Origin of the sequence: Streptomyces sp. NPDC051921 (genome assembly GCF_040680975.1) — a bacterium.
Classification (GTDB): Bacteria; Actinomycetota; Actinomycetes; order Streptomycetales; family Streptomycetaceae; genus Streptomyces.
Genome location: NZ_JBFAXU010000007.1, coordinates 225,616 through 250,035, shown reverse-complemented (window position 1 = coordinate 250,035; position 24,420 = coordinate 225,616). Strand labels below are relative to the sequence as shown.

General features: G+C 74.5%; 21 protein-coding genes. 17 read left to right on the top strand and 4 right to left on the bottom strand.

The window, feature by feature from the left end; translation table 11 throughout:
* Positions 1–52: 52 nt before the first annotated feature.
* The 7 genes from AB0M16_RS12440 (at position 53) to AB0M16_RS12410 (ending at position 7,152) form a co-directional block, all read left to right on the top strand.
* A complete protein-coding gene (locus tag AB0M16_RS12440; RefSeq protein WP_365341740.1) occupies positions 53–835 on the top strand; it encodes a 2-keto-4-pentenoate hydratase in 783 nt (260 codons plus the stop codon).
* 25 nt (positions 836–860) lie between these two features.
* The gene (locus AB0M16_RS12435; RefSeq protein WP_365341738.1) at positions 861–1,754 is read left to right on the top strand and encodes an acetaldehyde dehydrogenase (acetylating); all 894 of its coding nucleotides are present in this window, start codon (positions 861–863) and stop codon (positions 1,752–1,754) included.
* 149 nt (positions 1,755–1,903) lie between these two features.
* Positions 1,904–2,935 (top strand): 4-hydroxy-2-oxovalerate aldolase, encoded by a 1,032-nt coding sequence (dmpG, locus tag AB0M16_RS12430; protein WP_365341826.1) that lies wholly within the window; start codon positions 1,904–1,906, stop codon positions 2,933–2,935.
* A complete protein-coding gene (locus tag AB0M16_RS12425) occupies positions 2,932–4,083 on the top strand; it encodes a Rieske 2Fe-2S domain-containing protein (protein WP_365341736.1) in 1,152 nt (383 codons plus the stop codon). Before dmpG ends, AB0M16_RS12425 begins: the two co-directional genes overlap by 4 nt.
* Positions 4,083–4,313 carry a hypothetical protein gene (locus AB0M16_RS12420; RefSeq protein ID WP_365341734.1) on the top strand — a complete coding sequence of 77 codons (231 nt, stop codon included), beginning with the start codon at positions 4,083–4,085 and terminating at the stop codon, positions 4,311–4,313. The genes AB0M16_RS12425 and AB0M16_RS12420 overlap by 1 nt, the downstream gene beginning before the upstream one ends.
* Positions 4,303–5,316 carry a ferredoxin--NADP reductase gene (locus tag AB0M16_RS12415; protein WP_365341732.1) on the top strand — a complete coding sequence of 338 codons (1,014 nt, stop codon included), beginning with the start codon at positions 4,303–4,305 and terminating at the stop codon, positions 5,314–5,316. The genes AB0M16_RS12420 and AB0M16_RS12415 overlap by 11 nt, the downstream gene beginning before the upstream one ends.
* Positions 5,317–5,490: 174 nt before the next feature.
* Positions 5,491–7,152 (top strand): serine/threonine-protein kinase, encoded by a 1,662-nt coding sequence (locus AB0M16_RS12410; protein ID WP_365341730.1) that lies wholly within the window; start codon positions 5,491–5,493, stop codon positions 7,150–7,152.
* On the opposite strand, the gene AB0M16_RS12405 is transcribed toward AB0M16_RS12410, so the two are convergent.
* Positions 7,136–8,020, bottom strand: a complete 885-nt coding sequence (locus tag AB0M16_RS12405; protein WP_365341728.1) for an IclR family transcriptional regulator — start codon at positions 8,018–8,020, stop codon at positions 7,136–7,138. The two genes, AB0M16_RS12410 and AB0M16_RS12405, sit on opposite strands and share 17 nt — an antisense overlap.
* A gap of 463 nt (positions 8,021–8,483) precedes the next feature.
* Between AB0M16_RS12405 and hsaA the strand changes: the two genes are divergently transcribed.
* The 5 genes from hsaA to AB0M16_RS12380 are packed head-to-tail and all read left to right on the top strand — an operon-like array spanning position 8,484 to position 13,560.
* A complete protein-coding gene (hsaA, locus tag AB0M16_RS12400; protein ID WP_365341726.1) occupies positions 8,484–9,659 on the top strand; it encodes a 3-hydroxy-9,10-secoandrosta-1,3,5(10)-triene-9,17-dione monooxygenase oxygenase subunit in 1,176 nt (391 codons plus the stop codon).
* Entirely contained in the window at positions 9,656–10,510 is an 855-nt protein-coding gene (gene hsaD / locus AB0M16_RS12395) for a 4,5:9,10-diseco-3-hydroxy-5,9,17-trioxoandrosta-1(10),2-diene-4-oate hydrolase (protein ID WP_365341724.1), read from the top strand. The genes hsaA and hsaD overlap by 4 nt, the downstream gene beginning before the upstream one ends.
* Positions 10,511–10,520: 10 nt before the next feature.
* Positions 10,521–11,417: a VOC family protein gene (locus tag AB0M16_RS12390; protein ID WP_365341721.1), complete on the top strand. Its 897-nt coding sequence runs from the start codon at positions 10,521–10,523 to the stop codon at positions 11,415–11,417.
* Positions 11,405–11,863, top strand: a complete 459-nt coding sequence (locus AB0M16_RS12385; protein ID WP_365341719.1) for a flavin reductase family protein — start codon at positions 11,405–11,407, stop codon at positions 11,861–11,863. The genes AB0M16_RS12390 and AB0M16_RS12385 overlap by 13 nt, the downstream gene beginning before the upstream one ends.
* Entirely contained in the window at positions 11,860–13,560 is a 1,701-nt protein-coding gene (locus tag AB0M16_RS12380; protein ID WP_365341717.1) for an FAD-dependent oxidoreductase, read from the top strand. Before AB0M16_RS12385 ends, AB0M16_RS12380 begins: the two co-directional genes overlap by 4 nt.
* Positions 13,561–13,582: 22 nt before the next feature.
* On the opposite strand, the gene AB0M16_RS12375 is transcribed toward AB0M16_RS12380, so the two are convergent.
* On the bottom strand, positions 13,583–15,070 hold the full coding sequence (locus AB0M16_RS12375; RefSeq protein ID WP_365341715.1) for an ankyrin repeat domain-containing protein: 1,488 nt from the start codon (positions 15,068–15,070) through the stop codon (positions 13,583–13,585).
* A 79-nt stretch (positions 15,071–15,149) separates the two neighbouring features.
* Entirely contained in the window at positions 15,150–15,950 is an 801-nt protein-coding gene (locus AB0M16_RS12370; RefSeq protein WP_365341713.1) for a TFIIB-type zinc ribbon-containing protein, read from the bottom strand.
* 210 nt (positions 15,951–16,160) lie between these two features.
* On the opposite strand from AB0M16_RS12370, the gene AB0M16_RS12365 reads away from it, so the two are divergent.
* Positions 16,161–16,943 carry a serine protease gene (locus tag AB0M16_RS12365; protein WP_365341711.1) on the top strand — a complete coding sequence of 261 codons (783 nt, stop codon included), beginning with the start codon at positions 16,161–16,163 and terminating at the stop codon, positions 16,941–16,943.
* Positions 16,944–17,234: 291 nt separating this feature from the next.
* Here the strand turns inward: AB0M16_RS12365 and AB0M16_RS12360 are convergent, their stop codons facing one another.
* Positions 17,235–18,989: a beta-galactosidase family protein gene (locus AB0M16_RS12360; RefSeq protein WP_365341709.1), complete on the bottom strand. Its 1,755-nt coding sequence runs from the start codon at positions 18,987–18,989 to the stop codon at positions 17,235–17,237.
* A gap of 95 nt (positions 18,990–19,084) precedes the next feature.
* Here AB0M16_RS12360 and AB0M16_RS12355 point away from each other — a divergent pair, with 95 nt between their 5' ends.
* The 4 genes from AB0M16_RS12355 (at position 19,085) to pepN (ending at position 24,176) form a co-directional block, all read left to right on the top strand.
* Entirely contained in the window at positions 19,085–19,972 is an 888-nt protein-coding gene (locus AB0M16_RS12355; protein WP_365341708.1) for an AraC family transcriptional regulator, read from the top strand.
* A gap of 11 nt (positions 19,973–19,983) precedes the next feature.
* A complete protein-coding gene (locus AB0M16_RS12350; RefSeq protein WP_365341706.1) occupies positions 19,984–20,289 on the top strand; it encodes a chorismate mutase in 306 nt (101 codons plus the stop codon).
* The gene (locus AB0M16_RS12345) at positions 20,289–21,293 is read left to right on the top strand and encodes an asparaginase (RefSeq protein WP_365341704.1); all 1,005 of its coding nucleotides are present in this window, start codon (positions 20,289–20,291) and stop codon (positions 21,291–21,293) included. The genes AB0M16_RS12350 and AB0M16_RS12345 overlap by 1 nt, the downstream gene beginning before the upstream one ends.
* 390 nt (positions 21,294–21,683) lie before the next feature.
* Positions 21,684–24,176 carry an aminopeptidase N gene (gene pepN / locus AB0M16_RS12340; RefSeq protein WP_365341702.1) on the top strand — a complete coding sequence of 831 codons (2,493 nt, stop codon included), beginning with the start codon at positions 21,684–21,686 and terminating at the stop codon, positions 24,174–24,176.
* The last annotated feature ends 244 nt before the right edge of the window (positions 24,177–24,420 follow it).

Sequence of the window (24,420 nt, the reverse complement as noted above, 5' to 3'; positions counted from 1 at the left end):
CCTACGGTCGGCGCACCCCGCACCCGAGCACCCGCCCCCGGAAGGAGTTCCGATGCTCACCGACCGGCTCCTGCGGCAGGCCGCCCGGCGGCTCCGCTCCGCCGAGCACGGCAGAACGCCCGTCGCGCCCCTCACCGAGACCTATCCGGAGCTCGGAACCGCCGACGCCTACCGCGTCCAGCTCGTCAACATCCAGGCCCGGACGGCCGCCGGGGCCACCGTGGTCGGGCACAAGGTCGGCCTCTCGTCGCCCGTGATGCAGCGCATGATGGGCGTGGACGAGCCCGACTACGGCCACCTCCTCGACGACATGCGCCTGGATCCCGGCACCCCCGTCGACACCGCCGCCTACTGCGCGCCCCGCATCGAGGTCGAGATCGGCTTCGTCCTCGGCGCCGACCTCCCGGGCGCCGACTGCACCCCGGCCGACGTCCTCGCGGCCACCGAACACGTCGTCCCAGCCGTCGAGTTGATCGACAGCAGGATCGCCGACTGGCGCATCGGCATCGCCGACACGATCGCCGACAACGCCTCCTCGGCGGGCTTCGCCACCGGCCCCGGCACCGACCCGCGCGACCTCGACCTGACAGCCGTCGACGCCCGGCTCCGCGAGGACGGGACGGTCGTCGCGGAGGGCCGCGGCGATGCGGTGCTCGGGGACCCGGCCGTCGCCGTCGCCTGGCTCGCCCGGACCGTGGACCGGTTCGGCGTACGGCTGCGGCGCGGGCACCTGATCCTGCCCGGCTCCTGCACCCGGGCCGTGGACGTCGTCCCCGGCCGCACCTACACCGCCGAGTTCGCCGGTCTCGGCTCCGTGTCCCTGTCCTTCCGCTGACCCCAGCCGCCACCCCGAGGGAACGATGACCACGCTCACCGCCGCCATCGTCGGCTCCGGCAACATCGGCACCGACCTGCTGTACAAGCTCCTCCGCTCCCCGCACGTCGAGCCCCGCTGGATGATCGGCGTCGACCCCGACAGCGAAGGGCTCGCCCGGGCCCGCCGCCTCGGCCTGGAGACCGGCCACGCGGGGGTGGCCCCGCTCCTTGCCGGCTCCGAGCTGCCCGACCTCGTCTTCGAGGCGACCTCCGCCCACGTCCACCGCGCCAACGCCCCCCGCTACGCCGAGCTCGGCATCCGCGCGATCGACCTCACCCCGGCCGCCGTCGGGCCGGCCGTCGTCCCGCCGGTGAACCTGACGGAGCATCGCGACGCGCTCAACGTCAACCTGATCACCTGCGGCGGACAGGCCACCATCCCCATGGTGCACGCCGTCTCGCGCGTCGCCCCCGTGCCGTACGCCGAGATCGTCGCCTCCGTGGCCTCGCTCTCGGCGGGGCCCGGGACCCGCGCCAACATCGACGAGTTCACCCGTACGACGGCCCGCGGCATCGAGACCATCGGCGGCGCCGCCCGAGGCAAGGCGATCATCGTCCTCAACCCCGCCGAACCACCCGTCATCATGCGCGACACCGTCTTCTGCGCGATCCCCGAGGACGCCGACCGCGAGGCGATCGCCGCCTCCGTCAAGCAGATGGCGGAAGACGTGCGCGCGTACGTGCCCGGTTACCGGCTCCGCGCCGAGCCGCAGTTCGACGACCCGTCCGACGTCAACGGCGGCATGGCCCGCGTCGCGCTCTTCCTGGAGGTCGAGGGTGCCGGGGACTACCTCCCGCCGTACGCCGGAAACCTCGACATCATGACCGCCGCCGCCACCAAGGCCGGCGAGGAGTTCGCCAAGGAGCGCGCGAAGTGACCGACACCCAGGCGACCGCTACCCAGGCGCCCGACACGTGGCCGAGCGGCACCGAGGCGACCGGACCCCACGCGGCCGACCCCCACGCGGCCGACCGGCACGCGACCGGATCGCGAGCGACCGGCCCGCACGCGAGCGGCACCCCGCCGATCGACATCCGCATCACCGACTCCTCCCTCCGCGACGGCTCCCACGCCAAGCGCCACCAGTTCACCCCCGAGGACGTACGGGCGGTGGTCGGCGCACTCGACGGGGCCGGCGTGCCCGTGATCGAGGTCGCGCACGGCGACGGACTCGGCGGCTCCTCGTTCACGTACGGCTTCTCCAGGACCCCGGAACAGGAGCTGATCAAGACCGCCGTCGCCACCGCCCGGCGCGCGAAGATCGCCTTCCTCGTGCTGCCCGGCCTCGGCGTCAAGGACGACATCCGCGCCGCCCACGCCAACGGCGCCCGGATCTGCCGCATCGCCACCCACTGCACCGAGGCCGACATCTCCGTCCAGCACTTCGGCCTCGCCCGCGAGATGGGCCTGGAGACCGTCGGCTTCCTGATGATGGCCCACTCCACCAGCCCCGAGAACCTCGCCCGCCAGGGCCGCGTCATGGCGGACGCCGGATGCCAGTGCGTGTACGTCGTCGACTCCGCCGGCGCCCTCGTCATGGACGAGACCGCCGACCGCGTCGCCGCCCTCGTCGCCGAACTGGGCGACGACGCCCAGGTCGGGTTCCACGGGCACGAGAACCTCGCCCTCGGCACCGGCAACTCCATCGCCGCCGTCAAGGCCGGCGCCCGCCAGATCGACGGCTCGACCCGGCGGCTCGGCGCGGGCGCCGGCAACACCGCCGTCGAGGCCCTCGTCGCCGTGTGCCACAAGATGGGCATCCGCACCGGCATCGACGTCCTGAAGATCGTCGACGCGGCCGAGGACGTCGTCCGGCCGATCATGGACGAGGAGTGCCGACTCGACCGGCTCGCCCTCCTCATGGGCCACGCCGGCGTCTACTCCAGCTTCCTCAAGCACGCCTACCGGCAGGCCGAGCGCTACGGGGTGTCCGGCGCCGAGATCCTGCTGCGCGCCGGCCGGCGGCGGCTCGTCGGCGGCCAGGAGGACCAACTCATCGACATCGCCGTCGAACTCGCCGACCGGTCCGCCACCGCACGCACCCAGGAGGTCCGATGACCACCGACACCACCGCCGGCGAAGGGCCCCGCGTCATCGAGGCCGCCGCGCTCCCCGCCCGCTACGCGCGCGGCTGGCACTGCCTCGGACTCGCCGCCGACTTCAGGGACGGCCGACCCCACGAGATCGCCGCCTTCGGCACCAGGCTCGTGGTCTTCCAGGGCGAGGACGACGGGCAGCTGCACGTCCTCGACGCCTACTGCCCCCACATGGGCGGCAACCTGGCCCACGGCACGGTCAAGGGCGACGCCGTCGCCTGCCCCTTCCACGACTGGCGCTGGTCCGGCGACGGGCGCTGCGCCGGCATCCCGTACGCCCGCCGCGTCCCGCCCCGGGCCCGCACCCGCGCCTGGCTCACCCTGGAGCGCAACCGACAGCTCTTCGTCTGGCACGACCCCGAGGGCGCGCCGCCGCCGCCCGAGGTCACCATTCCCCAGATCGAGGGCCTCGACGGCGGCGAGTGGTCCGACTGGTCGTGGAAGACCGCCTTCGTCGAGGGCTCCCACTGCCGCGAGATCGTCGACAACATCGTGGACATGGCGCACTTCTACTACGTGCACTACGCCTTCCCCACCTACTTCAAGAACGTCTTCGACGGGCACATCGCCACCCAGTACCTGGAGTCCACCCCGCGCCAGGACATGGACCTCGGCAACCTCAGCGCCCCGCTGCGCTCCGACGCCTCCTACTACGGCCCGTCCTACATGATCGACCGCGTCCGGTCCGACATCGGCGGCGGCGTGGAGATGGAGAGCGTCCTCATCAACTGCCACTACCCGGTCGACGCCAACAGCTTCGTCCTCCTCTACGGCACGACCGTGCGCAAGCTCCCCGGCATGACGGACCGGCAGGCGGACGAGGCCGCGCAACTGTTCACCGCCGGCCTCGCCGTCGGATTCGAGCAGGACATCGAGGTGTGGCGCAACAAGACCCGCATCGACAACCCGCTGCTCAGCGAGGAGGACGGCCCGGTCTACCAGCTCCGACGCTGGTACGAGCAGTTCTACGTCGACGCCGCCGACGTCGAGGACGAGATGACGCGCCGCTTCGAGTTCGAGATCGACACGACCCGCGCCAACGAGGCCTGGCGCGCCGAAGTCACGGAGAACCTCGCGAAGCGGGAGCGGCAGCAGGAGCGGGAGTCCTGATGCGCGCCGTGGAGTGCGGTGCCTGCGGCAACCAGGTCCTGTGCGTGAAGTACAGCCCGGCGCACACCGCGGTGCAGTGGACCGAGGAGGCCGCCGCCGTCTGCCCGCGCATCGCCGCGCGGGTCGCGGCGGGCGAGCCGTCCGCCCGCGTGCGGGCCTGCGCCGCGCTCCGCGACAGCATCGACGCCGCCGTGGCGGCGGGGGAACTGGAGGTGACGGGTGCCTGGTAGCCGTACGGTCCGGGTGGTCGAGGCGGTCCGCGAGACCTCCGACGCCGTCTCGCTGGTCCTCGACCCCGGCGCGGACGGACTGGCCTACCGTCCGGGGCAGTTCCTCACGGTCCGGATCCCCGGCGGCGGCGCCCGCTGCTACTCGCTGGCCAGCTCCCCGCACACGGGGGAGCCGCCGCGGATCACCGTGAAGCGCGTGCCGGGCGGGGCCGGGTCGGGCTGGATCTGCGACCGGGTGGCGGTCGGCGACGCGCTGGAGGTGCTGCCGCCGGCGGGCACGTTCGGCCCCGCCGACCTCGACCGCGACCTGCTGCTCGTCGCCGGCGGCAGCGGCATCACCCCGGTGGTGTCCGTCGCCAAGTCGGCCCTCACGGCGGGCCGGGCGAGGGTGGCGCTGGTCTACGCGAACAGGGACCAGGCCTCGGTCATCTTCCGCGACGAACTGCGCGAGCTCGCCGAGGACTTCCCGGGCCGCTTCACCCTCACCCACTGGCTGGAGAGCCTGCAGGGCCTGCCCACCGCGGAACTCCTCGGTCCGCTCCTCGCCCCGCACGCCGACCGGGACGCCTACCTGTGCGGCCCGGTCCCGCTGATGGACGCCGCGGAGACGGCTGTACGGGCGGCGGGCGGGCGCGCGCTCCACCGCGAGCGCTACTTCTCGCTGACCTCGGACGTGTTCACGGGCCCGGAGCGGCACCACGCCCCTGCGCGCCTCGGGCGCGACGACCCCGCCTGGACCGCGGAGGTCCGCCTCGACGGCACCTCCCACACCGTCACCGGGGGCACCGCCACCCCGCTCCTCGACGCCCTGCTCGTCGCCGGCGTCGACGCCCCGTACTCCTGCCGCGAGGGTGCCTGCGCGGCCTGCACCTGCCGGGTCACGGCGGGCGAGGCGAAGATGGCCCGCAACGAGGTCCTGGACGCGACGGACCTGGCGGAGGGGTACGTCCTGGCCTGCCAGGCGGTTCCGGTGGGGGAGCGGATCGAGGTCACGTACGACTGAGGGGGCGCGGCGCCCGGGCCCGGCCACCGGCCGGTCCCCGCCGTCGGCGGAGCGCACGAACCGTCCCGACTGCCGTGCAGGCCAACCCGTCTGTCGAGGGGTCGGACCCGCTCGCCTAGGCTGCTGCCCTGGTCGGCGCGCCGGTCGGCCGGGGGAAACAGGGGGACGGGGCGAATGAAGAGCGCGACCGCGGTGTTCCAGCCACTGCAGGCGGACGATCCGGTCCAGGTCGGCGGCTACCGCCTCGCCGCGCGTCTCGGCGCGGGCGGCATGGGCCGGGTCTACCTGTCCCACACGCGGGGCGGCCGGCCGGTGGCGATCAAGGTCGTACGGCCCGAGCTGGCCGACGATCCGGACTTCCGGCGCCGCTTCCGCCGCGAGATGGAGGCCGCCCGGCGTGTCCGCGGCGCGTATACCGCCGAGTTGATCGACGGCGACGCGGACGGCGCACCGCCCTGGCTGGCCACTCTGTACGTGTCCGGCCCCTCCCTCGCCGAGGCCGTCGCCCGGAGCGGACCGCTGCCGGTCCCGGCGGTGCTGTGGCTGCTCGCCGGGGTGGCCGAGGCGCTGCAGGCCATCCACGAGGTGGGGGTGGTGCACCGGGACCTGAAGCCCGCGAACGTGCTCCTCGCCGCCGACGGCCCCCGGGTGATCGACTTCGGCATCTCGCTCGCCTCCGGGATCTCCTCGCACACCGCCACCGGCGCCGCCGTCGGCACGCCCTCGTTCATGGCGCCCGAGCAGGCGTCCGCGGCCGAGGTCACGCAGGCGACCGACATCTTCGCGCTGGGACAGACGGCGGCGTTCGCGGCCCTCGGCCGGCCGCTGTACGGGGACGGCCCCGGGGTCAGCGTGCTGTACCGGATCGTCCACTCGGACCCCGACCTGGCATCGCTGCCGGAGCTGCTGCGTCCGCTGATCGCGCGGTGCCTGGCCGCCGATCCGGCGGACCGCATCACCGCGGCGGAGGTCGTGGAGCAGTGCCGCCGGCACCTCGGCGCGGACCTCGAAGCGGGTGTCGGCCCGGCCGCGTGGCGGGAGGTCAAGGGGCCCGACCCGGAGCTCCCGCCGCCGGTGGCCGAGCCCACTCCGCTGCACCTTCCGCCGCCGGGGACCTGGCCGTATCCGTCGGAGGCCGCGGGCCCTTCGGCGGGCGGCGGGGCGGGGGATCCGCAGGAGCGCCGGACGCGCAGGCGGCGCACCGCGCTCGTCACGGCCGCGGCCGTGACGGCCGGCGTGCTGCTGCTCACGGGTGTGACGATGCTGGTCGGGGACGCCTTCGGCCGCCTGGCGGACCGCGCGGCGCAGGGCCCGTCGACCGGGGCGAAGAACTCGACCGGGCCGGGCGGCCCGGCGGGCACCGACGGTTCGGCGAGCGGTGGCCGGTCCCTCGACTCCGCGCCGTCCGCGTCGAGCGAGCCCTCGGCGTCGCCGAGCCTCGACGCGTATCCGGTGTTCCTCGACGAGACGAACTCGCTGGGCGTCAGGGAGCCGGTGAGCCGCAAGGATCGCAAGGGGGACCTGCGCCTGGTGTGCAAGCCGAGCGGTTGTGATCTGGAGAGCGGCAGCAGCGTGATGTACCCGATCGTCGGCGTGGAGGGAGACGGACTCGAGCTCTGCAAGCTCATGCTCGGCCGCGCCGAGGAGCGCAGCGTGTACCTGGCCTTGACGCCGGTCGGCAGCCGGATCTGCGTCAGGCACCCCTCGGGGGACGTCGCGCTCCTCGTGATCAAGATGAAGTCGACGCCCCTGCCGCGCAGTTCGCACGGCTTCCTGACGGGCGAGATGACGGTCTGGCGGAACGTCTTCGACCGGCGCTCTACATCCAGTCGCTGAACCGCAGCCACCCCATCATCGACTCCATCTCCCGTTCCGAGACCCGCTCCCGCGCCGCCGGCACCGGGTCCGTCGCGGCGCGGCGCGCCGTCCGCCGCCCCGGGCCGTGGAGGTCGTGCCAGATCGCCCGCGCGTGGGCGGCGACCGTCGGGGCGAGCCGGTCGAGGTCGCGGTGCAGGCCGTGGCCGGAGACGGAGAGCGCGGCGATCGCGCGGCCCGCGCCGCGCAGCGGGACGGCGACGCAGGAGACGCCGCGGTAGGTCTCCTCGCGGTCGTAGGCGACGCCGCGCGCGGCGGCCGCGGCGAGCTCGGAGCGCAGGGCGACCGGGCCGACCAGGGTGCGCGGGGTGAGCGGGCGCGGTCGACGGGCGAGGACCCGGCCGAGGGCGGCGGGGTCGCCGAAGGCGAGCAGGGCCTTGCCGGAGGCGGTGGAGTGGACGGGCAGCCGGCCGCCGGCCCGGGAGGGCACGGTGGAGTCCTCGGAGCCGCCGATGCGTTCGAGGCAGAGAACGCCGTCGACGCCGCCGCCGTCCAGGACGGTCAGGTGGACGAGGTGACCGGTGGACTCGTGCAGCGCGTGCAGATGGGGGAGTGCGGCCCGGCGCAGCCGGTTGTGGTGGGCGGCGAGCGCTCCGAGCTCCAGCATCCGGACGCCCATGCGGTAGTCGCGCCCCTCGCGGTCGAGCCAGCGCAGCCGGACCAGCTGGTCGAGGATGCGGTGGGCGGAGGAGCGGGGGATGCCGGAGCGGCGGATGACCTCGGTGAGCGAGAGACGGGGCTCGGGACCCTCGAACGCGGCGAGCACCCGGGCCGCCTTGTCCAGGAGGGACGGCGCGGCCGGTGCGGGGCCGACGAGCTCGGCGGTCATGAGGCCTCCCCAGATGGGACGGGGTCCGTGTGGTTGGCGCAGACCCTGCCACGACCCGGCGGCGCGGCGGAAGACGGCTGCGCGAACTATTTCGAATAGGTATAACCGGCCGGTGCCGAGCCGGTGCCGAGCCGGTGCCGAGCCGGTGCCGAGCCGGTGCCGAGCGTGTCGGGCTCGGTGCGGTGCGGGTGCCGTGCCATGTCGGTGCCGCGCCGTGCCGGTGCCGTGCGATGCAGTGCCGGTGCCGAGGTGCCGAGGTGCCGAGGTGCCGAGGTGCCGAGGTGCCGGGTGCCGATGCCGATGCCGATGCCGGTGCCGAGGTGCCGGGTGCCGGTGTCGGGTCCGGTGCCGCGGCAGCCCCGCGCCCGGCTTCCCGCTGAGCGGGAACCCCCGGTACCGGCCCCGCCGCCGTACCGCGTACGGTCCAGCCCACCCGACCCCGAGGCAGTCCCAGGGAGGACACATGAGCGACGCCACCGAAGCCGTCGTGGAGGCGGTCCGCGCCCTCGCCCCGGCCCTGCGCGAGCGAGCCGCCGCCGCGGAGGCCGCGCGCGGCGTGCCCGCCGAGTCCGTCGCCGAGCTCGCCGAGACCGGCTTCTTCCGACTGCTCCAGCCGCGGGCCCACGGCGGGTTCGCCGCCGACCCCGTCGTCTTCTACACCGCGGTCAAGGAGATCGCGAAGGCCTGCGGCTCCACCGGCTGGGTGGCCTCCGTCGTCGGCGTGCACCCCTGGCACGTCGCCCTCTACGACCCCAAGGCCCAGGACGAGGTCTGGGGCGCCGACCCCGACACGCGGATCTGCTCCTCGTACGCCCCCACCGGCAAGGTCACCCCCACCGAGGGAGGATTCGTCATCAGCGGCCGGTGGCACTTCTCCTCCGGCTGCGAACACGCCGACTGGGCCCTGCTCGGCGGGCTCGTCACCGACGCAGACGGACGCCCCGTCGACATGCGCACCTTCCTCGTGCCGCGCGCCGAGTACACCGTCGACCCCGTCTGGGACACCGTCGGACTGCGCGGCACCGGCTCCCACGACATCGTCTGCGACGGCGTGTTCGTGCCCGAGCACCGCGCCCTCAGCTTCGGCCCGGTCACCGCGCTCGACACCCCCGGACAGCGGCTCAACCCCGAGCCGCTCTACCGCCTGCCGTACGCGGCCGTCTTCACCACCACCATCTCCACCCCGGTCGTCGGCATCGCCGAGGGCGCCTGGGAGGGACACGTGGCCGCCACCCGCGAGCGCTTCCGGGTCAGTTACGGGCAGCAGGTCGCCGAGGACCCCTTCGCTCAGGTACGGATCGCCCGCGCCGCCTCCGACATCGACGCCGCCTGGCTCCAGCTCACCCGCAACATGACCGAGCTGTACCGGCGCGCCTGCGAAGGCGCCGAGCTGCCCACCGAGCTGCGCGCCCGCGCCCGCCGCGACCAGGTCGCCGCCACCGAACGCGCCGTGGCCGCCGTCGACCTGCTCATGGAGAACGCCGGCGGCGGCGCCATGCGCACCGGCGACAACCCCGTCCAGCGGGCCTGGCGGGACGTCCACACCGGCCGCGGCCACGCCGCCAACGACCCCGAACGCGCCCTCGTCCTCTACGGCCAGGCCGCCCTCGGCCTCGACATCCAGGACACGATGCTGTGACCACGTACACCTACGACGGGACGTCCAGGCTCGCCCAGGCCGACGGCCTCACGCTCCACTACCACGAGGCCGGACCCGCCGACGCGCCCGCCGTGATCATGCTGCACGGCGGAGGTCCCGGCGCCTCCGCCTGGTCCAACTTCGGCGGCAACCTGCCCGCCTTCGCGGCCCGCTTCCGCACCCTGCTCGTCGACCAGCCCTGCTTCGGGCGCTCCGACAAGACCGCGCCGGACCGTGACTACTTCTCGTACAGTGCGGCGGCCGTCACCGCCCTCATGGACGAACTCGGCCTGACCACGGCCCACTTCATCGGCAACTCGCTCGGCGGCGGCACCGCCGCCCGGCTCGCGATCGCCCACCCGGACCGGGTGGACCGGCTGCTCCTCATGGGCCCCGGCGGCGTCTCCGTCAACCTCTTCTCGCCCGACCCCACCGAGGGCATCAAGCGCCTCTTCGCGTTCAACGCCTCGCCCGCGCCGACCCGCGAGCAGATGCGCGACTTCCTCCTCACCATGGCCCACGACCCGGCCACCGTCACCGACGCCTTCGTCGAGGAGCGCTACGCCCGGGCCGTCGACCCCGAGGTCCGGCTCGGCGCCGCCCGCATGGGCGCCGCCTTCGCCCGGTGGCCCGAGGAGAGCCAGGTGTGGCGCGAGGCCCACCGGATCACCAGTCCCACCCTGCTCACCTGGGGACGCGAGGACCGCACGAACCCCCTCGACGGCGCGCTGCTCGCGCTGCGCACCATCCCCGACGCCCGGCTGCACGTCTTCCCGCACTGCGGCCACTGGGCGCAGACCGAGGCCGCCGCGGAGTTCAACCGCCTCGCCCTCGACTTCTTCACGAACTGAGGACCCCACCATGGACATCCGCTCGCTCGGCTACCTCCGCATCGAGACCACCGACCTCGCCGACTGGCGCCGCTACGCCCTCGACCACCTCGGCTTCGTGGAAGGCCAGGACTCCACCGACTCGACCCTGAACGTCCGCATCGACGACCGGATCCGCCGCCTCTCCTTCGTCGCCGGCACCACCGACCGCCTCCTCGCGGCCGGCTTCGAACTGCCCGACGCCCGCGCCCTGACCGAGGCCGCCGAGGAGCTGGAGTCGCACGGCTTCCCGGTGAAGCACGCCGACGAGGCCACCCTCGCCGAGCGCCGCGTCCAGGGTCTGGTCCACGTCGACGACCCGGCCGGCAACCCCCTGGAGCTCTACTGGGGCCAGGCACAGGACCACAGCCCGCTCGGCACCCCGTACGGCAACCGCTTCGTCACCGGCGACCACCTGGGCCTCGGCCACGTCGTGCTGCCCGCGCCGGACATGGACGCCGCCGTCGCCTTCTACCAGCACCTGCTCGGCTTCCAGCTGCGCGACCGGATGAAGCTGCCGCCCGTCGCCGTGCCCACGGGCGAACCCGGCCGCGACTTCTTCTGGATGAACTTCCTCAGCCCCAACGCCCGCCACCACAGCCTCGGCCTCTACCCCGGCGCCCTGCCGCCCGGCATCGTCCACTTCATGGTCGAGACGGACTCGCTCGACGCCGTCGGCTACTGCCTCGACCGGATGAACGCGGCAGGCGTCCCCATCGCCTCCAGCCTGGGCCGGCACTCCAACGACCACATGGTCTCCTTCTACGCCCAGGCTCCCGGCGGCTTCCAGGTCGAGTACGGCTGGGACGGGCTGCTCGTCGACCCGGCCACCTGGACGACGAAGGAGATCACCTCCGACAGCCTGTGGGGCCACCAGTGGAACGGCTGACCGACGTCCTCGGACACTTCGCCACCGGTGTCGTGGTCGTGGCCGCGCGGACCCCCGGGAACCGGCGCCCGGCGGCCTCGACCGTCCGGTCCTTCGCCTCCCTCTCCCTCGATCCGCCGCTCGTCCTCCTCTGCGTCCCGCACACCTCCACCGCCTGGCCGGCGGTCGAGCGCGCCGGCCGGTTCGGCGTCTCGGTGCTCGCCGAGGAGCACCGGGCCCTCGCCGCCGGCGACGACCCCCTCGCGGACGCCCACTGGACCGCGGGTCCCGGCGCCGCCGCCCACGTCGAGGGGGCGCTCGCGACCCTCGACTGCGCGGTCCACGCCGTTCACGAGGCGGGCGACCACCTCGTCGTCACCGCCCGTGTCCTCGGCCTCGACGCCCGTCCGGACGGCCTGCCCCTGCTCTCCTACCGCAGCGACTACACGACGGGGGTGTTCTCGTGACCGGGACGCACGCGTACGACGTGGTGGTCGTCGGCTCGGGAGCCGCCGGCTTCGCCGCCGCGCTCACCGCCCGGCTGCGCGGCCTGACCGTCCTCGTCGTCGAGAAGACCGACCGCTACGGCGGCTCCACCGCCCTGTCCGGCGGGGCGATCTGGGTGCCCGGAAACCTGCACCTCGACGCGGCCGGTCTCGGCGACACCGAGGAGAAGGCCCGCGCCTACCTCGACGCGACCGTCGGCGACCGGGTGCCGGCCGCCCGCACCGACGCCTACCTGCGCCACGGACCGCGCATGGTCCGGGAGTTCCACGAGCGCACCCGGGTCCGCTTCCGTTACACCCCCGGCTACTCCGACTACTTCCCCGAGGCCCTCGGCGGCATGGCCCAGGGCCGCTCCGTCGAGCCCGAGATCTTCGACCTGAAGCTGCTCGGCCCGCTCGCGGCCGGGATGCGCCGGGCCGGACTGCCCACCTACGGGCTGACGATGACCTCGTACGACTTCCGCTTCCTCAACATGGTCGCCCGCACCTGGGCGGGGCGCCGGGCCGCGGTCCGCGTCGGGCTCCGTGCCGTCGGGACCCGGCTGCGGGGACGCACCCTGCTGTCCCTCGGCGAGGCGCTGGTCGCCCGGATGCGGCTCTCGCTCCAGGAACTCGGCGGCGAGCTGTGGCTCTCCGCGCCGCTCGCCGGACTGCTCACGGCGGACGACGGGCGGGTGACCGGCATCCGGCTCGCCGACGGGCGGACCGTGCGCGCCCGGCGCGGTGTCGTCCTCGCCTCCGGCGGCTTCTCCCACGCCCAGGACCTGCGCGAGAAGCACCTCCCGGCGCCCACCTCGACCGCCTGGACGCACGCCTCCGAAGGGCAGACGGGCGACGCGCTGCGGCTCGGTGAGGAGTTGGGCGCGGCGACCGACCTGCTGGACAGGGTGTGGGGCGCGCCGTCGGTGTGCCCGCCGGGCGAGCAGCCCTTCTTCCTCGTCGCCGACCGGGGCATCCCCGGCATGGTGATCGTGAACGCGGCGGGGGAGCGGTACGCGAACGAGGCGGCGCCGTACCACGCCTTCGTCGACCGGATGTACGCGTGCGACCGGCCCGGCGCGACGACCGTGCCGTCCTGGCTGGTCCTCGACGCCCGCTCCAAGGCCCGCTACATCTTCGCCGGCCTCTTCCCCGGACAGCCCTTCCCGAAGCGCTGGGACGGCTTCGTCCGCCGGGCCGGGACGGTCGAGGAGCTGGCCCGCGTGATCGGGGCACCGGAGCTCCCGGCCACCGTCGCCCGGTTCAACGCCTTCGCGGAGCGGGGCGTCGACGAGGACTTCGGCCGCGGGGACTCCGTCTACGACCGGTACTACGGCGACCCGACCCTGCGCAATCCGAACCTGGCGCCGCTGGAGAAGGGCCCCTTCTACGCCGTCCCCGTCCACCCCGGCGACATCGGCACCAAGGGCGGCCTCGTGACCGACGCCGACGCCCGGGTCCTGCGCGAGGACGGCACCGCGATCCCCGGCCTGTACGCGGCGGGCAACTGCTCGGCGGCCGTGATGGGCGAGACCTATCCGGGCCCCGGCGCGACGATCGGCCCGGCGATGGCCTTCGCGTGGGCGGCGGTCGACGCGATGACCGGGAGCGCAGCCGGGAGCGACGGGACGGCGAGCGACGGCTCCGGGGGCCAGGGCCCGCTGCAGGACGTGCCCTGAGAGGTGATCCCGCGGCACCGCCCTAACGGCACCGCGGCGCCGTCCACTCCAGTCGGGTCCTGGTCCGGCGGTCCGTGATGTGCTCCAGGGCGGCCAGGGCCGTCTCGCGGGCCGGGTCGTCCGGGGCGGCGTCCGCCAGGATGCGGGCCAGGACCTCGACGGCCCGGGGGTCCTGACGGATCGCCAGGCCACGGGCCGCCTCGGCGACCGTCTCCGGGTCCGGGTCGGTGAGCCGGGCGGCCAGGGCCTCCCGTACCAGAGGGGTGTCCTCGGGCAGCTCGCCGAGCGCGAGGGCCGCCCAGTCGCGGACCCGCGCGTCGGCGTCCCGGCTGAGCGCCACGAGCACCCGGGCGGCCTCCGGGTGCCCGGCCGGCACGAGGCCGGCGAGGGCCGCGGCCACCTGCTGCCGCACCTCCGCCGCGGGATGTCCGGCCAGGCCGAGCAGTTCGCCCACCCCGCTCGCCTCCCCGCACTGTCCGAGCGCGAGGACGACGGACAGGGCGGGCTCGCGGGCGTCCGGGTGCGCCGCATCCCCCGCCGCGCACTCCGCCGCCAGGCGGCGCAGGACCGGCACCGCCCTCGCCGTCCAACCGGTGAGGGCGGCCAGGACGCTGGCGCCGAGGGCGCGCCGCCGCGGGTCCCGGTCCGCGCACCAGGCGGCGGCGGTCACGAAGGTGTGCTCGTCGGCGCGGTCCGCGAGGGCCGCGACGGCCGTCGTCCAGTCCTCCTGCTCGGGGTCGCCGCAGCGCAGCGCACGCCCGGCGAGTTCCTCCAGAGGGACGCGGATCCCGAGGGCGCGTTCCAGGAGCGTCGCGATCGCGGCGTGGCCGGTCTGGCGTTCGTCGCCCCGGCTCGGGGCGCCGTCCTCGCGCAGCAGCTCGACGACCACGGTCACGCCGCCGTCCTCCGGGACGCGCCGCACCACCGCCTCGTACGTCTCCGCGCTGCCGCCGCTCTCGACCAGTCCGCGCCGCAGCACGCCCGCCATGTCGGCGCCGATCCAGCGCCGGGCCTCGTCGAGCGCCTCCTCCCGGTGGCCCGCGCCGTGTTCGAGCAGGGCGCGCACGAGGGAGGCCGAGCCGCGCCGGGCGGCGGCGACGAGCGGCGGGAGCCCGTCGGGGCCGGGCCGGTCGGGCACGGCGCCCGCTTCGAGCAGTTCCCGCGCCACGCCGGTGTGGCCGAGCCGTACGGCCCAGGCCAGAGCGGTGAAGCCGTAGGCCTCCGGCTGGTCCGGCTCCGCGCCGGCCGCGAGCAGTGCCCGCACGACCTCGGTGTGGCCGCCGCACGCGGCCCCGCACAGCGGCAGGTCGCCGTCGTCCTCGCCGCTCGCCCGCGCGGGGTCGGCACCCGCCGCGAGCAGCACCCGCACCGCCACCGGACGGTTCCCGACGGCCGCCCGGTACAGCGCCGTCTCCCCGTCGTCCCGGGCCTCCGGGTCGGCCCCCTCCCGCAGGGCCCTGACCACCCCGTCGTCGTCCCCGGTCCACAGCGCGTCGAACAACTTGCTCATGCGCCGACCCTCACCCGAAGCACCCGAACGGCGCAAACGCATTGCGCACGGAATGACGGTCCGTCCGGTGCGCGAAGCCCTACGGCGCGCACTCCAGGACCGTCCCGCACACCCCGCACCGCGCCTTCACCCGCCGCTCGCGCGCCACCCGCAGCCGCTGGCCGCACACCGGGCAGGGGAAGACGCCGTCGCCGGCGGCGCGGGCACGCCGGCGGGCGGCCCAGCCGGCGGCGGCGAGCGGCGGGCGGCGCCAGTCGCGCGCGGCCTCGGCCCGGCCGCGTACCCAGGCCTCGTAGGCCACCGCACTGGTGAACCACGGCGAGGGGTCCTCGCCGAACACCTCGGCCCGCTTGGCCAGCACGTAGCCGAACTCCTCCGGCGTCAGATAGCCGAGCTTCTGGCTGGAGACGCCGTCCTGCCGGAAGGCGTCGAGAAGCAGCCAGCCCGCGCCGAGGTAGGTGGTGACGACGTCGGTGAGGATCTCGTTATCGGCCGTCGTCGGGAAGGTGAGGCCGAGTCGGTGCAGCAGCACGTGGGTGACCTCGTGCGCGAGGGCGGCGCCGATGTCGCGCCGGTGGGTGCGGAAGCGGTCGTTGAGCTCGACGAAGTACTCCGGTCCCGCGGTCAGTTCGACGCTCGCCGCGTGCTCCATCGCCCGGAAGCCCACCACCATCCGGGCGTCCGGCAGCCGCAGGTGCCGGACGAGGGCGCGGGCGGCCCGCTGCGCGCCGAGGTGGAGCCCGCCGTCGGCTGCGTCGACCACCACGTCCGAGGCCGGGACGCTCGTGTCGTAGCGGCGTACGCCGTCCGGGGTGAGTCGGCGGTAGAGCGCGGCGATCGAGGCCCGGACCGTGTCGAGGTGAGGGAACCCGTGGACCACCCGGGAGACTTCATCGCTGTGCGACACGTGCGGCACGCCGGACCACCCCCTGCCGACCAGGGTACGGGCGGTCCCGCGCCACTCCCAGGACGTCCCTCATCTGGCCGAAAAGGCCTTCTTGTTACCCCCGTTGCGCGCTGTCCATACTCCGGACACATCTTGACGGGCACATGCCATCAAGATCAACCCCCCATGAAAGAAGGCAGTCGCATGCAGAAGAACAGACTCGTTCGTGCCCTGCAGAAACTCGCCGCCGCCGGCGCCGTCGTCCTCGCGGCCGTCAGCCTCCAGCCCACCACCGCCTCCGCCGCGCCCGCACCGGTCGTCGGCGGCACCCGCGCCGCCCAGGGCGAGTTCCCCTGGATGGTCAGGCTCTCCATGGGCTGCGGCGGCTCCCTGATCACCCCTCAGGTCGTCCTCACCGCGGCGCACTGCGTGAGCGGCTCGGGCACCAACACGAGCATCACCGCCACCGCCGGCGTCGTGGACCTCCAGTCGAGCAGCGCCATCAAGGTCAGGTCGACCAAGGTCTACCAGGCTCCCGGCTACAACGGACAGGGCAAGGACTGGGCGCTCATCAAGCTCGCCTCACCCATCACCAGCCTGCCGAACCTGAAGATCGCCGAGACCACCGCGTACAACAACGGCACCTTCACCGTGTCCGGCTGGGGCGCCACCCGCGAGGGCGGCGCGCAGCAGCGGTACCTGCGCAAGGCGACCGTCCCGTTCGTCTCGGACGCCGACTGCCAGTCCGCGTACGGCAGCTCCCTCGTCCCCGGTGAGGAGATCTGCGCCGGCTTCAACGAGGGCGGCGTCGACACCTGCCAGGGCGACTCCGGCGGCCCGATGTTCCGCAAGGACAACACCGGCGCCTGGATCCAGGTCGGCATCGTGAGCTGGGGCGAGGGCTGCGCCCGGGCCGGCTACCCCGGTGTCTACACCGAGGTCTCGACCTTCGCCTCCGCGATCAAGGCCGCGGCGGCGACGCTGTAGCGGCGCGAGCGGTACGGGTGCCCGGGGCCGACCGGTCCCGGGCACCCCCGCGTCCAGGCGACCGCCGGTCCACGCCGTCCCGCGCCACGGTCCGGGCCTTCCCATGCCGCCGGTCCACGCCGTCCCGCGCCGTCCCGCGCCACGGTCTTCGCCGTCCCGCGCCGCGAGTTCCATGCCGTCCCGCGCCGCCGGTCCATGCCTCCACACGAGCGCACCCCACCTTCACACGACCGGCTCCCTCGCCTTCCACACGGCCGGCGCCCCCGGTGCGACCGGGCCGCCGTCCCCGCCTCAGGCGAGCTCCGCCGCGTCCCCGGCCCCGCCCGCCAGCTCCAGGACCCACACCTCGTTCGCGCCCTCCCGCAGCACCGGGCCCGGCACGAACAGCGACTCCTGCGGGCCCGCGTTCCAATAGCGCCCCAGACAGAAGCCGTTGACCCACACGAAGCCACGCGTCCAGCCCGGCAGGCGCAGGGCGGCGTCACCCGGCGACGGGACCGTCACCGAGCCCCGGTAGAGCCCCGGCCCGGCATCGGCGGGCACCGGACCCCACGGCACCTTCGCCACCGCCGCCGCCTCGAACGCGTCGAGCCGCAGCCCCCGCGCCCGCACCCCGTGCAGGTACTGGCGCTCGTGCCGCACCCCGCCCGTGACCCCCTTCGGTTCGGCGAGCCGCGGCCCGTAGTTGACCCGGCCCAGCGACTCCACCCACAGTTCGACCACCGCGGGCCCCGCCACCGGCTCCGGCAGCTCCGCCTCCTCCGTGTCGAGCACCCCCGCGAGCACCCCGTCCACGTACACCGTCGCCCGGTCCCGCAGCCCCGACACCGCCAGAGGGTACGGCTGCCGCGGGCCGGGCACCTCCACCAGGTAGCGCACCAGACCGCGGTCCACACCGAGCTCCTCGAACGTCGGCGGCAACGGCGTCCGCGACTCCTCGTCGCCCAGCACCTCCAGGACCTCCGCCGACGGCGCCCACTCCGCCACCACGCCCACCGCGGGCGCCCCGATCCGCACCGGCGGCTCCGGCACCTCGGGCAGCGGCCCGTCCGCGTACTCCGCCAGCACCTCCCGGAAGCGCCAGAACTTCTCCGTCGGCAGCCCCGCCTCGTCGACCGGCGCGTCGTAGTCGTACGAGGTCACCGTCGGCCGCAGCGCACCCCCGTGCAGCCGGCCCGACCGGTTCGCGCCCGCCCAGCCGGCGAAGCTCGTCCCGCCGTGCGCCATGTAGACGTTGACCGACGCCCCGCACTCCAGGATCTCCCGCAGCGCGGCGGCGGCGTCCGCCGCGTCCCGGCCCACGTGCTCCGTCCCCCAGTGGTCGAACCAACCGCACCAGAACTCCATGCACATCAGCGGCCCCCGCGGCCGGTGCCGCCGCAGGGTCGCGAACGCCTCCCGCGCCCCCGAGCCGAAGTTCGCCGTCGCGAGCACCCCCGGCACCGAACCACCCGTCAGCATGTGGTCCTCCGGGCCGTCCGAGGTGAACAGCGGCACCTCCACCCCGCACGCCACCAGCAGGTCCGCCACGTGCCGCAGATACCCCGCGTCCGTGCCGTAGCTGCCGTACTCGTTCTCCACCTGCACCATGAGCACCGGGCCGCCCCGCCCGATCTGCCGCTCCACCACCTGCGGCAGCAGCCGCCGGAACCAGCGGTCCACGTGCACCAGGTACTCCGCGTCGTCCGTGCGCACCCGCCGCCCGAGCCGCCCCGTCAACCAGTGCGGCAGCCCCCCGTTCTCCCACTCGGCGCAGATGTACGGCCCCGGACGCACGATCGCCCACAAACCGGCCCGCGCCACCGCGTCCAGGAAACGCCCGAGCGCCGCCACGTCCCCGTACCGGCCCGGCTCCCGCTCGTACAGGTTCCACGGCACGTACGTCTCGACGCAGTTGAGGCCCATCGCCCGCAGCATCCCGAGCCGGTGCTCCCACTGCTCCTCGTGCACCCGGAAGTAGTGCAACGCCCCCGACAGCAGCCGCACCGGCCGCCCGTCGAGAAGGAAGTCCTCGTCACCCACCACGAACTGGCTGAACTCGCTCATGCGCCTCACCTTCGCCCTCTGGCGGCGGACGGGTCCATGGACAAAGATCGTCGCAGTTTGGACGTTCGGACCGAGGTCAGGGAGGCGGCCGCGCCGTGTACCACACCTGGATGCGCTACTTCACGCCCGGCCCCGTCCACCACCGGCTCGGCCTGGTCTGCCTCGGCGTCGGACTCCAGCACGGCGCCCTGCCCACCGTCGGCCCGCGCACCCTCGACCACCACGTCGCCGTCCTCGTCAGCTCGGGCAGCGGCTGGTACCGGAGCACCGACGGCCGCCGCACCTCCGTCACCGCCCCCGCCCTGATCTGGCTCACCCCCGGCAGCCCGCACCACTACTCCGCCGACCCCGGCAGCGGCTGGGACGAGTCCTTCGTCGACTTCACCGGACCCGCCACCGCCACCTACACCGAGCTCGGCTACATCGAACCCGACCGGCCCGTCGTGCCCCTCGCCGACGCCGCCCCGGCCCGCGCCGTCATCGCCCGCATCGCCCGCGCCGCCCGCCCGGGCAACCCCCTCCTGGAGGTCGAGACCGGCGCCGCCGTCCACGAACTCCTCGTAGCCCTGCGCCGGGCCCGCGCCGACACCAACGCCGACGGCGACCCCGTCCTCGCCGCCCTCGCCCGCGACGCCTACCGGCGCCTGTCCGTCTCCGAGCACGCGGCCCGCCACGGCATGACCGCCGCCGAGCTGCGCGCCGCCGTCCGCCGCACCGCCGGCTGCAGCCCGAAGGACTACCTGCTCACCGTGCGCCTCGGCCGCGCCAAGGAGCTCCTCGCCGCGACCGACCTGCCCGTCGCCGCGGTCGCCCGCCGGGTCGGCTACGACGACCCCGCCTACTTCTCCCGGCTGTTCACCCGCCGGGTCGGCACCGCCCCCGTCCGCTTCCGCGAGCAGCAGGGCAGGACCGTGCCGGGCGGCTGGAGCACCACCGTTCCGGATCCCGAACACCCGCCCACCATCCTCACCGGATCCGGATAGGCTCCCTGGTCATGAGCGAGATCGACGAGTCCGTACGGGCCGAGCTGACCCGACTGCGCGAGAGCATCGACAACATCGACGCGGCGGTGGTCCACATGCTCGCCGAGCGCTTCAAGTGCACCCAGCAGGTCGGTGTCCTCAAGGCGGAGCACAACCTGCCGCCCGCCGATCCGGCGCGGGAGGCCCGGCAGATCGCCCGGCTGCGGGAACTCGCCGAGAGCGCGAAACTGGACCCGGCGTTCGCGGAGAAGCTGCTCAACTTCATCATCGCGGAGGTCATCCGCCACCACGAGACGATCGCGGACGGAGCACGCTGATGGCGCGCGTCACCGTATTCACCCTGGGGGGCACCATCTCCGCGCGGGGCGGTGACGCGGCCCGCATGTCCGGCGCCGAGGTCCTCGCCGAGCTCGGTGTCACGCCCGCCGGTGTCGACGTCGAGCTCCGCGACTTCCGGCGGGTCCCCAGCTCCTCCCTCTCCTTCGAGGACCTGACGGCCCTCGCCGACGAGGTGGCCAAGACCGTCGCCGCCGGCTCCGGCGTGGTCGTCGTCCAGGGCACCGACACCCTGGAGGAGACCGCTTTCCTGCTCGACCTGGCGTGCACCACCGAGGAGCCCGTCGTGGTCACCGGCGCCATGCGCCGCCCCGACCTGCCCGGCGCCGACGGCCCCGCCAACCTGGCCGCCGCTCTCGCCGTCGCCGCCGACCCCGGCTGCCGCGACCTCGGCGTCCTGGTCGTCCTCGCCGACGAGATCCACGCCGCCCGCTTCGCCCACAAGGCCCACACCACCTCGATCGCCACCTTCACCTCGCCGGGCGCGGGCCCCCTCGGCTCCGTCGTGGAGGGCGAGCCGCGCCTGCTGCTCCGCCCGGCCGTCCCCAGCCGGCTCTGCCCGCTCGGCTTCGACCCCGCCGTCCGGGTCGCCCTGCTGACCCTCTCCCTCGGCGACCGCGGCGACCTCCTCGAACTCGTCACGGAACGGCCCGAGCGATACGACGGCCTGGTCGTCGCCGCCTTCGGCGCCGGGCACGTCCCCTCCTGGTTCGTCGAACCCCTCGCCGCGCTCACCGAGCGCATGCCCGTCGTCCTCGCCTCCCGCACCGGCGCCGGCGCGACCCTCTCCCACACCTACCGCAGCCCCGGCTCCGAGTACGACCTCCTGCACCGCGGCCTCATCCCGGCCGGCCCGCTCGCCCCGGCCAAGGCCCGGCTGCTGCTGCACGCCCTGCTCTCCAGCGGCGCCAAGGGACCCGCGGGCTACGACCGCCCCCGGATCTCCGCCGCCTTCGCCCACCTGGACGGCGCCGGACTCGCCTGAAAGACCCGCCGGGGGCGGCCGAAGACCCGTCGAGGGGCGGCCGAAGATCCGCCGTGGGGCGGCCGAAGACCCGTCGAAGGGCGGCCGAGGGGCTGCCGTGGGGCTGCCGGAGGGGGACCGGAAGCCGAAGGGGCGGACCCGGTGTGCCCAGGGGCGTCCCGGGCGCCGTCCCGGGGACGGCGCCCTGGTGTCCCGTTCCCCAGGGGTGTCCCGTTCCCCAGGGGTGTTCAGGAGTGCCCGGGGGTGTGCGGGGGATGCTCCGACGGATGCCCCAGGCGTCTCCCGCAGAACCTCCCGAGGGGTGCCCCCAGGGGCGTCCCCCGAGGGATCTCCTGAGCTGTCGGTGAACGCCCCTCCCCGGCCCCGCGGGCCATCAGGCAGCATGGGCCCATGTCCGTACTGACGCGCGACGAAGCGCAGACCCGTGCCCAGCTCCTCGACGTCCACCACTACACCGTGGACCTCGACCTCACCACCGGCGACGAGACCTTCGAGTCCACCAGCCTCATCCGGTTCACCGCCCGCGCCGCCGGGGACACCTTCGTCGAGCTCAAGCCGGACGCCCTGCACTCCGCCGTCCTCGACGGACAGCCGCTCGACCCCGCGGCGCTCGACGGCAACCGGCTCCCGCTCGCCCTCACCGAGGGCGAGCACACCCTGAGCGTCACCGCCACCATGCGCTACTCCCGCACCGGCGAGGGCATGCACCGCTTCACCGACCCCACCGACGGCGAGGCGTACGTCTACACCCAGCTGTTCATGGAGGACGTCCAGCGCGTCTTCGCCGCCTTCGACCAGCCCGACCTCAAGGCCGTCTTCGAGGTCGGCGTCACCGCCCCCGAGGGGTGGACCGTCCTCGCCAACGGCATCACCGAGCAGCAGGCCGACGGGCGCTGGAAGGCCGCCCCCACCCCGCTGCTGTCCACCTACTTCGTGTGCGTCGCCGCCGGCCCCTGGCACACCGTCCGCACCGAGCACGCCGGCCTGCCCTTCGGCATCCACTGCCGCCGCTCGCTCGCCCCCCACCTCGACGCCGACGCCGACGAGATCCTCGACATCACCAAGGCCTGCTACGACCGGTACCACGAGAAGTTCGACGAACCGTACCCCTTCGACTCGTACGACCAGGCCTTCGTGCCCGAGTTCAACGCCGGCGCGATGGAGAACCCCGGACTCGTCACCTTCCGCGACGAGTTCGTCTTCCGCTCCGCCGTCACCGACACCGAGCGGATGACCCGCGCCATGGTCATCGCCCACGAGATGGCCCACATGTGGTTCGGCGACCTCGTCACCCTGCGCTGGTGGGACGACATCTGGCTGAACGAGTCCTTCGCCGAGTACATGGGCTTCCAGACGATCAACGAAGCCTGCGCCGACCGCTTCGCCGACACCTGGATCGACTTCGGCGTCACCCGCAAGTCCTGGGGCTACGAGGCCGACCAGCGGCCCTCCACCCACCCCGTCGCCCCCGACCCGGACGCCGTCCCCGACACCGCCTCCGCGCTGCTCAACTTCGACGGCATCTCCTACGCCAAGGGCGCCTCCGCGCTGCGCCAGCTCGTCGCGTGGATGGGGGAGAAGGACTTCCTCGCCGGCATCAACATCCACTTCAAGCGGCACAAGTTCGGCAACGCCACCCTCGCCGACTTCATCGACAACCTCGCCGCCGCCACCGACCGCGACGTCCACGGCTGGGCCGAGCAGTGGCTGCGCACCACCGGCGTCGACACCCTCACCCCGCGCCTGGAGGGCGAGGGCCAGCACTGGCGGCTCACCGTCGACCGCGACGGCAGCCGTCCCCACCGCCTCGCCGTCGGCGTCTACGACCGCGACGCCGCCGGCGATCTCGTGCTCCGCGAGCGCCCCTGGGTGGACGTGCCGCAGGAGGCCCCCCTGGAGCTCGACGGCCCGCGCCCCGCGCTCGTCGTCCTCAACGACGGCGACCTCACGTACGCCAAGATGCGCTTCGACGAGGTGTCGCGGGAGACCGCCCTGCGCGGCCTCTCCCGCATCCCCGACCCCCTCACCCGCGCCGTCGTGTGGAACGCGCTGCGCGACATGGTCCGCGACGGCGCGCTGGCGCCCGCCGCCTACCTGGAGAGCGCGCTCGCCCACCTCCCCGAGGAGACGGACCTCGCCCTCGTCCAGGGCGTCCTCGGCTTCGCCCGCGCGCAGATCGCCGACCGCTACGTCTCCGAGACGGACCGGCCGGCCGCGCTCGCCACGATCTGCGAGATCGCCCGCGCCCTGATGCGCCGGACCGAGGACGGCGACGCGCCGGGCCTGCGCCTGACCGCCGTACGCACCTACATCGACAGCGCCACCACGCCCGACAAGATCGCCTCCTGGCTCGCCGACGGCACCGTCCACGGCGGCCCCGAGCTCGACCCCGAGCTGCGCTGGCGCATCCTCGCCCGGCTCGCCGTCCTCGGCGCCACCGACGAGGCCGCCATCGCCGCCGAGCTCGAACGCGACCGGAGCGCCTCCGGCCAGGAGGGCGCGGCCCGCTGCCGCGCCGCCCTGCCGACGACGGAGGCGAAAGAGGCCGCCTGGGCGTCCATGTTCGCCACCGACGACCTGTCCAACTACCTCTTCACGGCGACCGCGCAGGGCTTCTGGAAGCCCGAACAGGCCGAACTGGTACGGGACTACGTGGCCCGCTTCTACCTCGACGCCGTCGCCATGGCCGGGCGCCGCAGCCCCGCCATGGCCGAGGCGGCCGGCCGCTGGGCCTTCCCCTCGTACGCGGTCGACGCGGAGTCCCTGGCCCTCGGCGAACGCCACCTCGCGGACGACGAGATGATCCCGGCCCTGCACCGCAAGCTGGTCGACCAGTTGGACGACCTGCGCCGGGCGCTGCGCGTACGCGGCGAAGGCGTGTAGGGCCGGCCCGGTCTCGGGGGCGAGACGCCCCCGAGACCGGCCCGGACGTCCGGCCCCGGTCGGTGAGCGCCGCGTGCATGAGGGGCGCGGCGCCCACCGGGCACACCTGCGCGCTCCGGAACAGGGTCAGGGCGCGCCGGCAGTCCGGGCCCTCGACGGAGATCCGGGCGACGGGGGCGCGGGTGGTGCCGCGCCGCGCCACTCGTCCGAGCCCTTCACCGGCCCGGAACACCTGCCAGGCCGC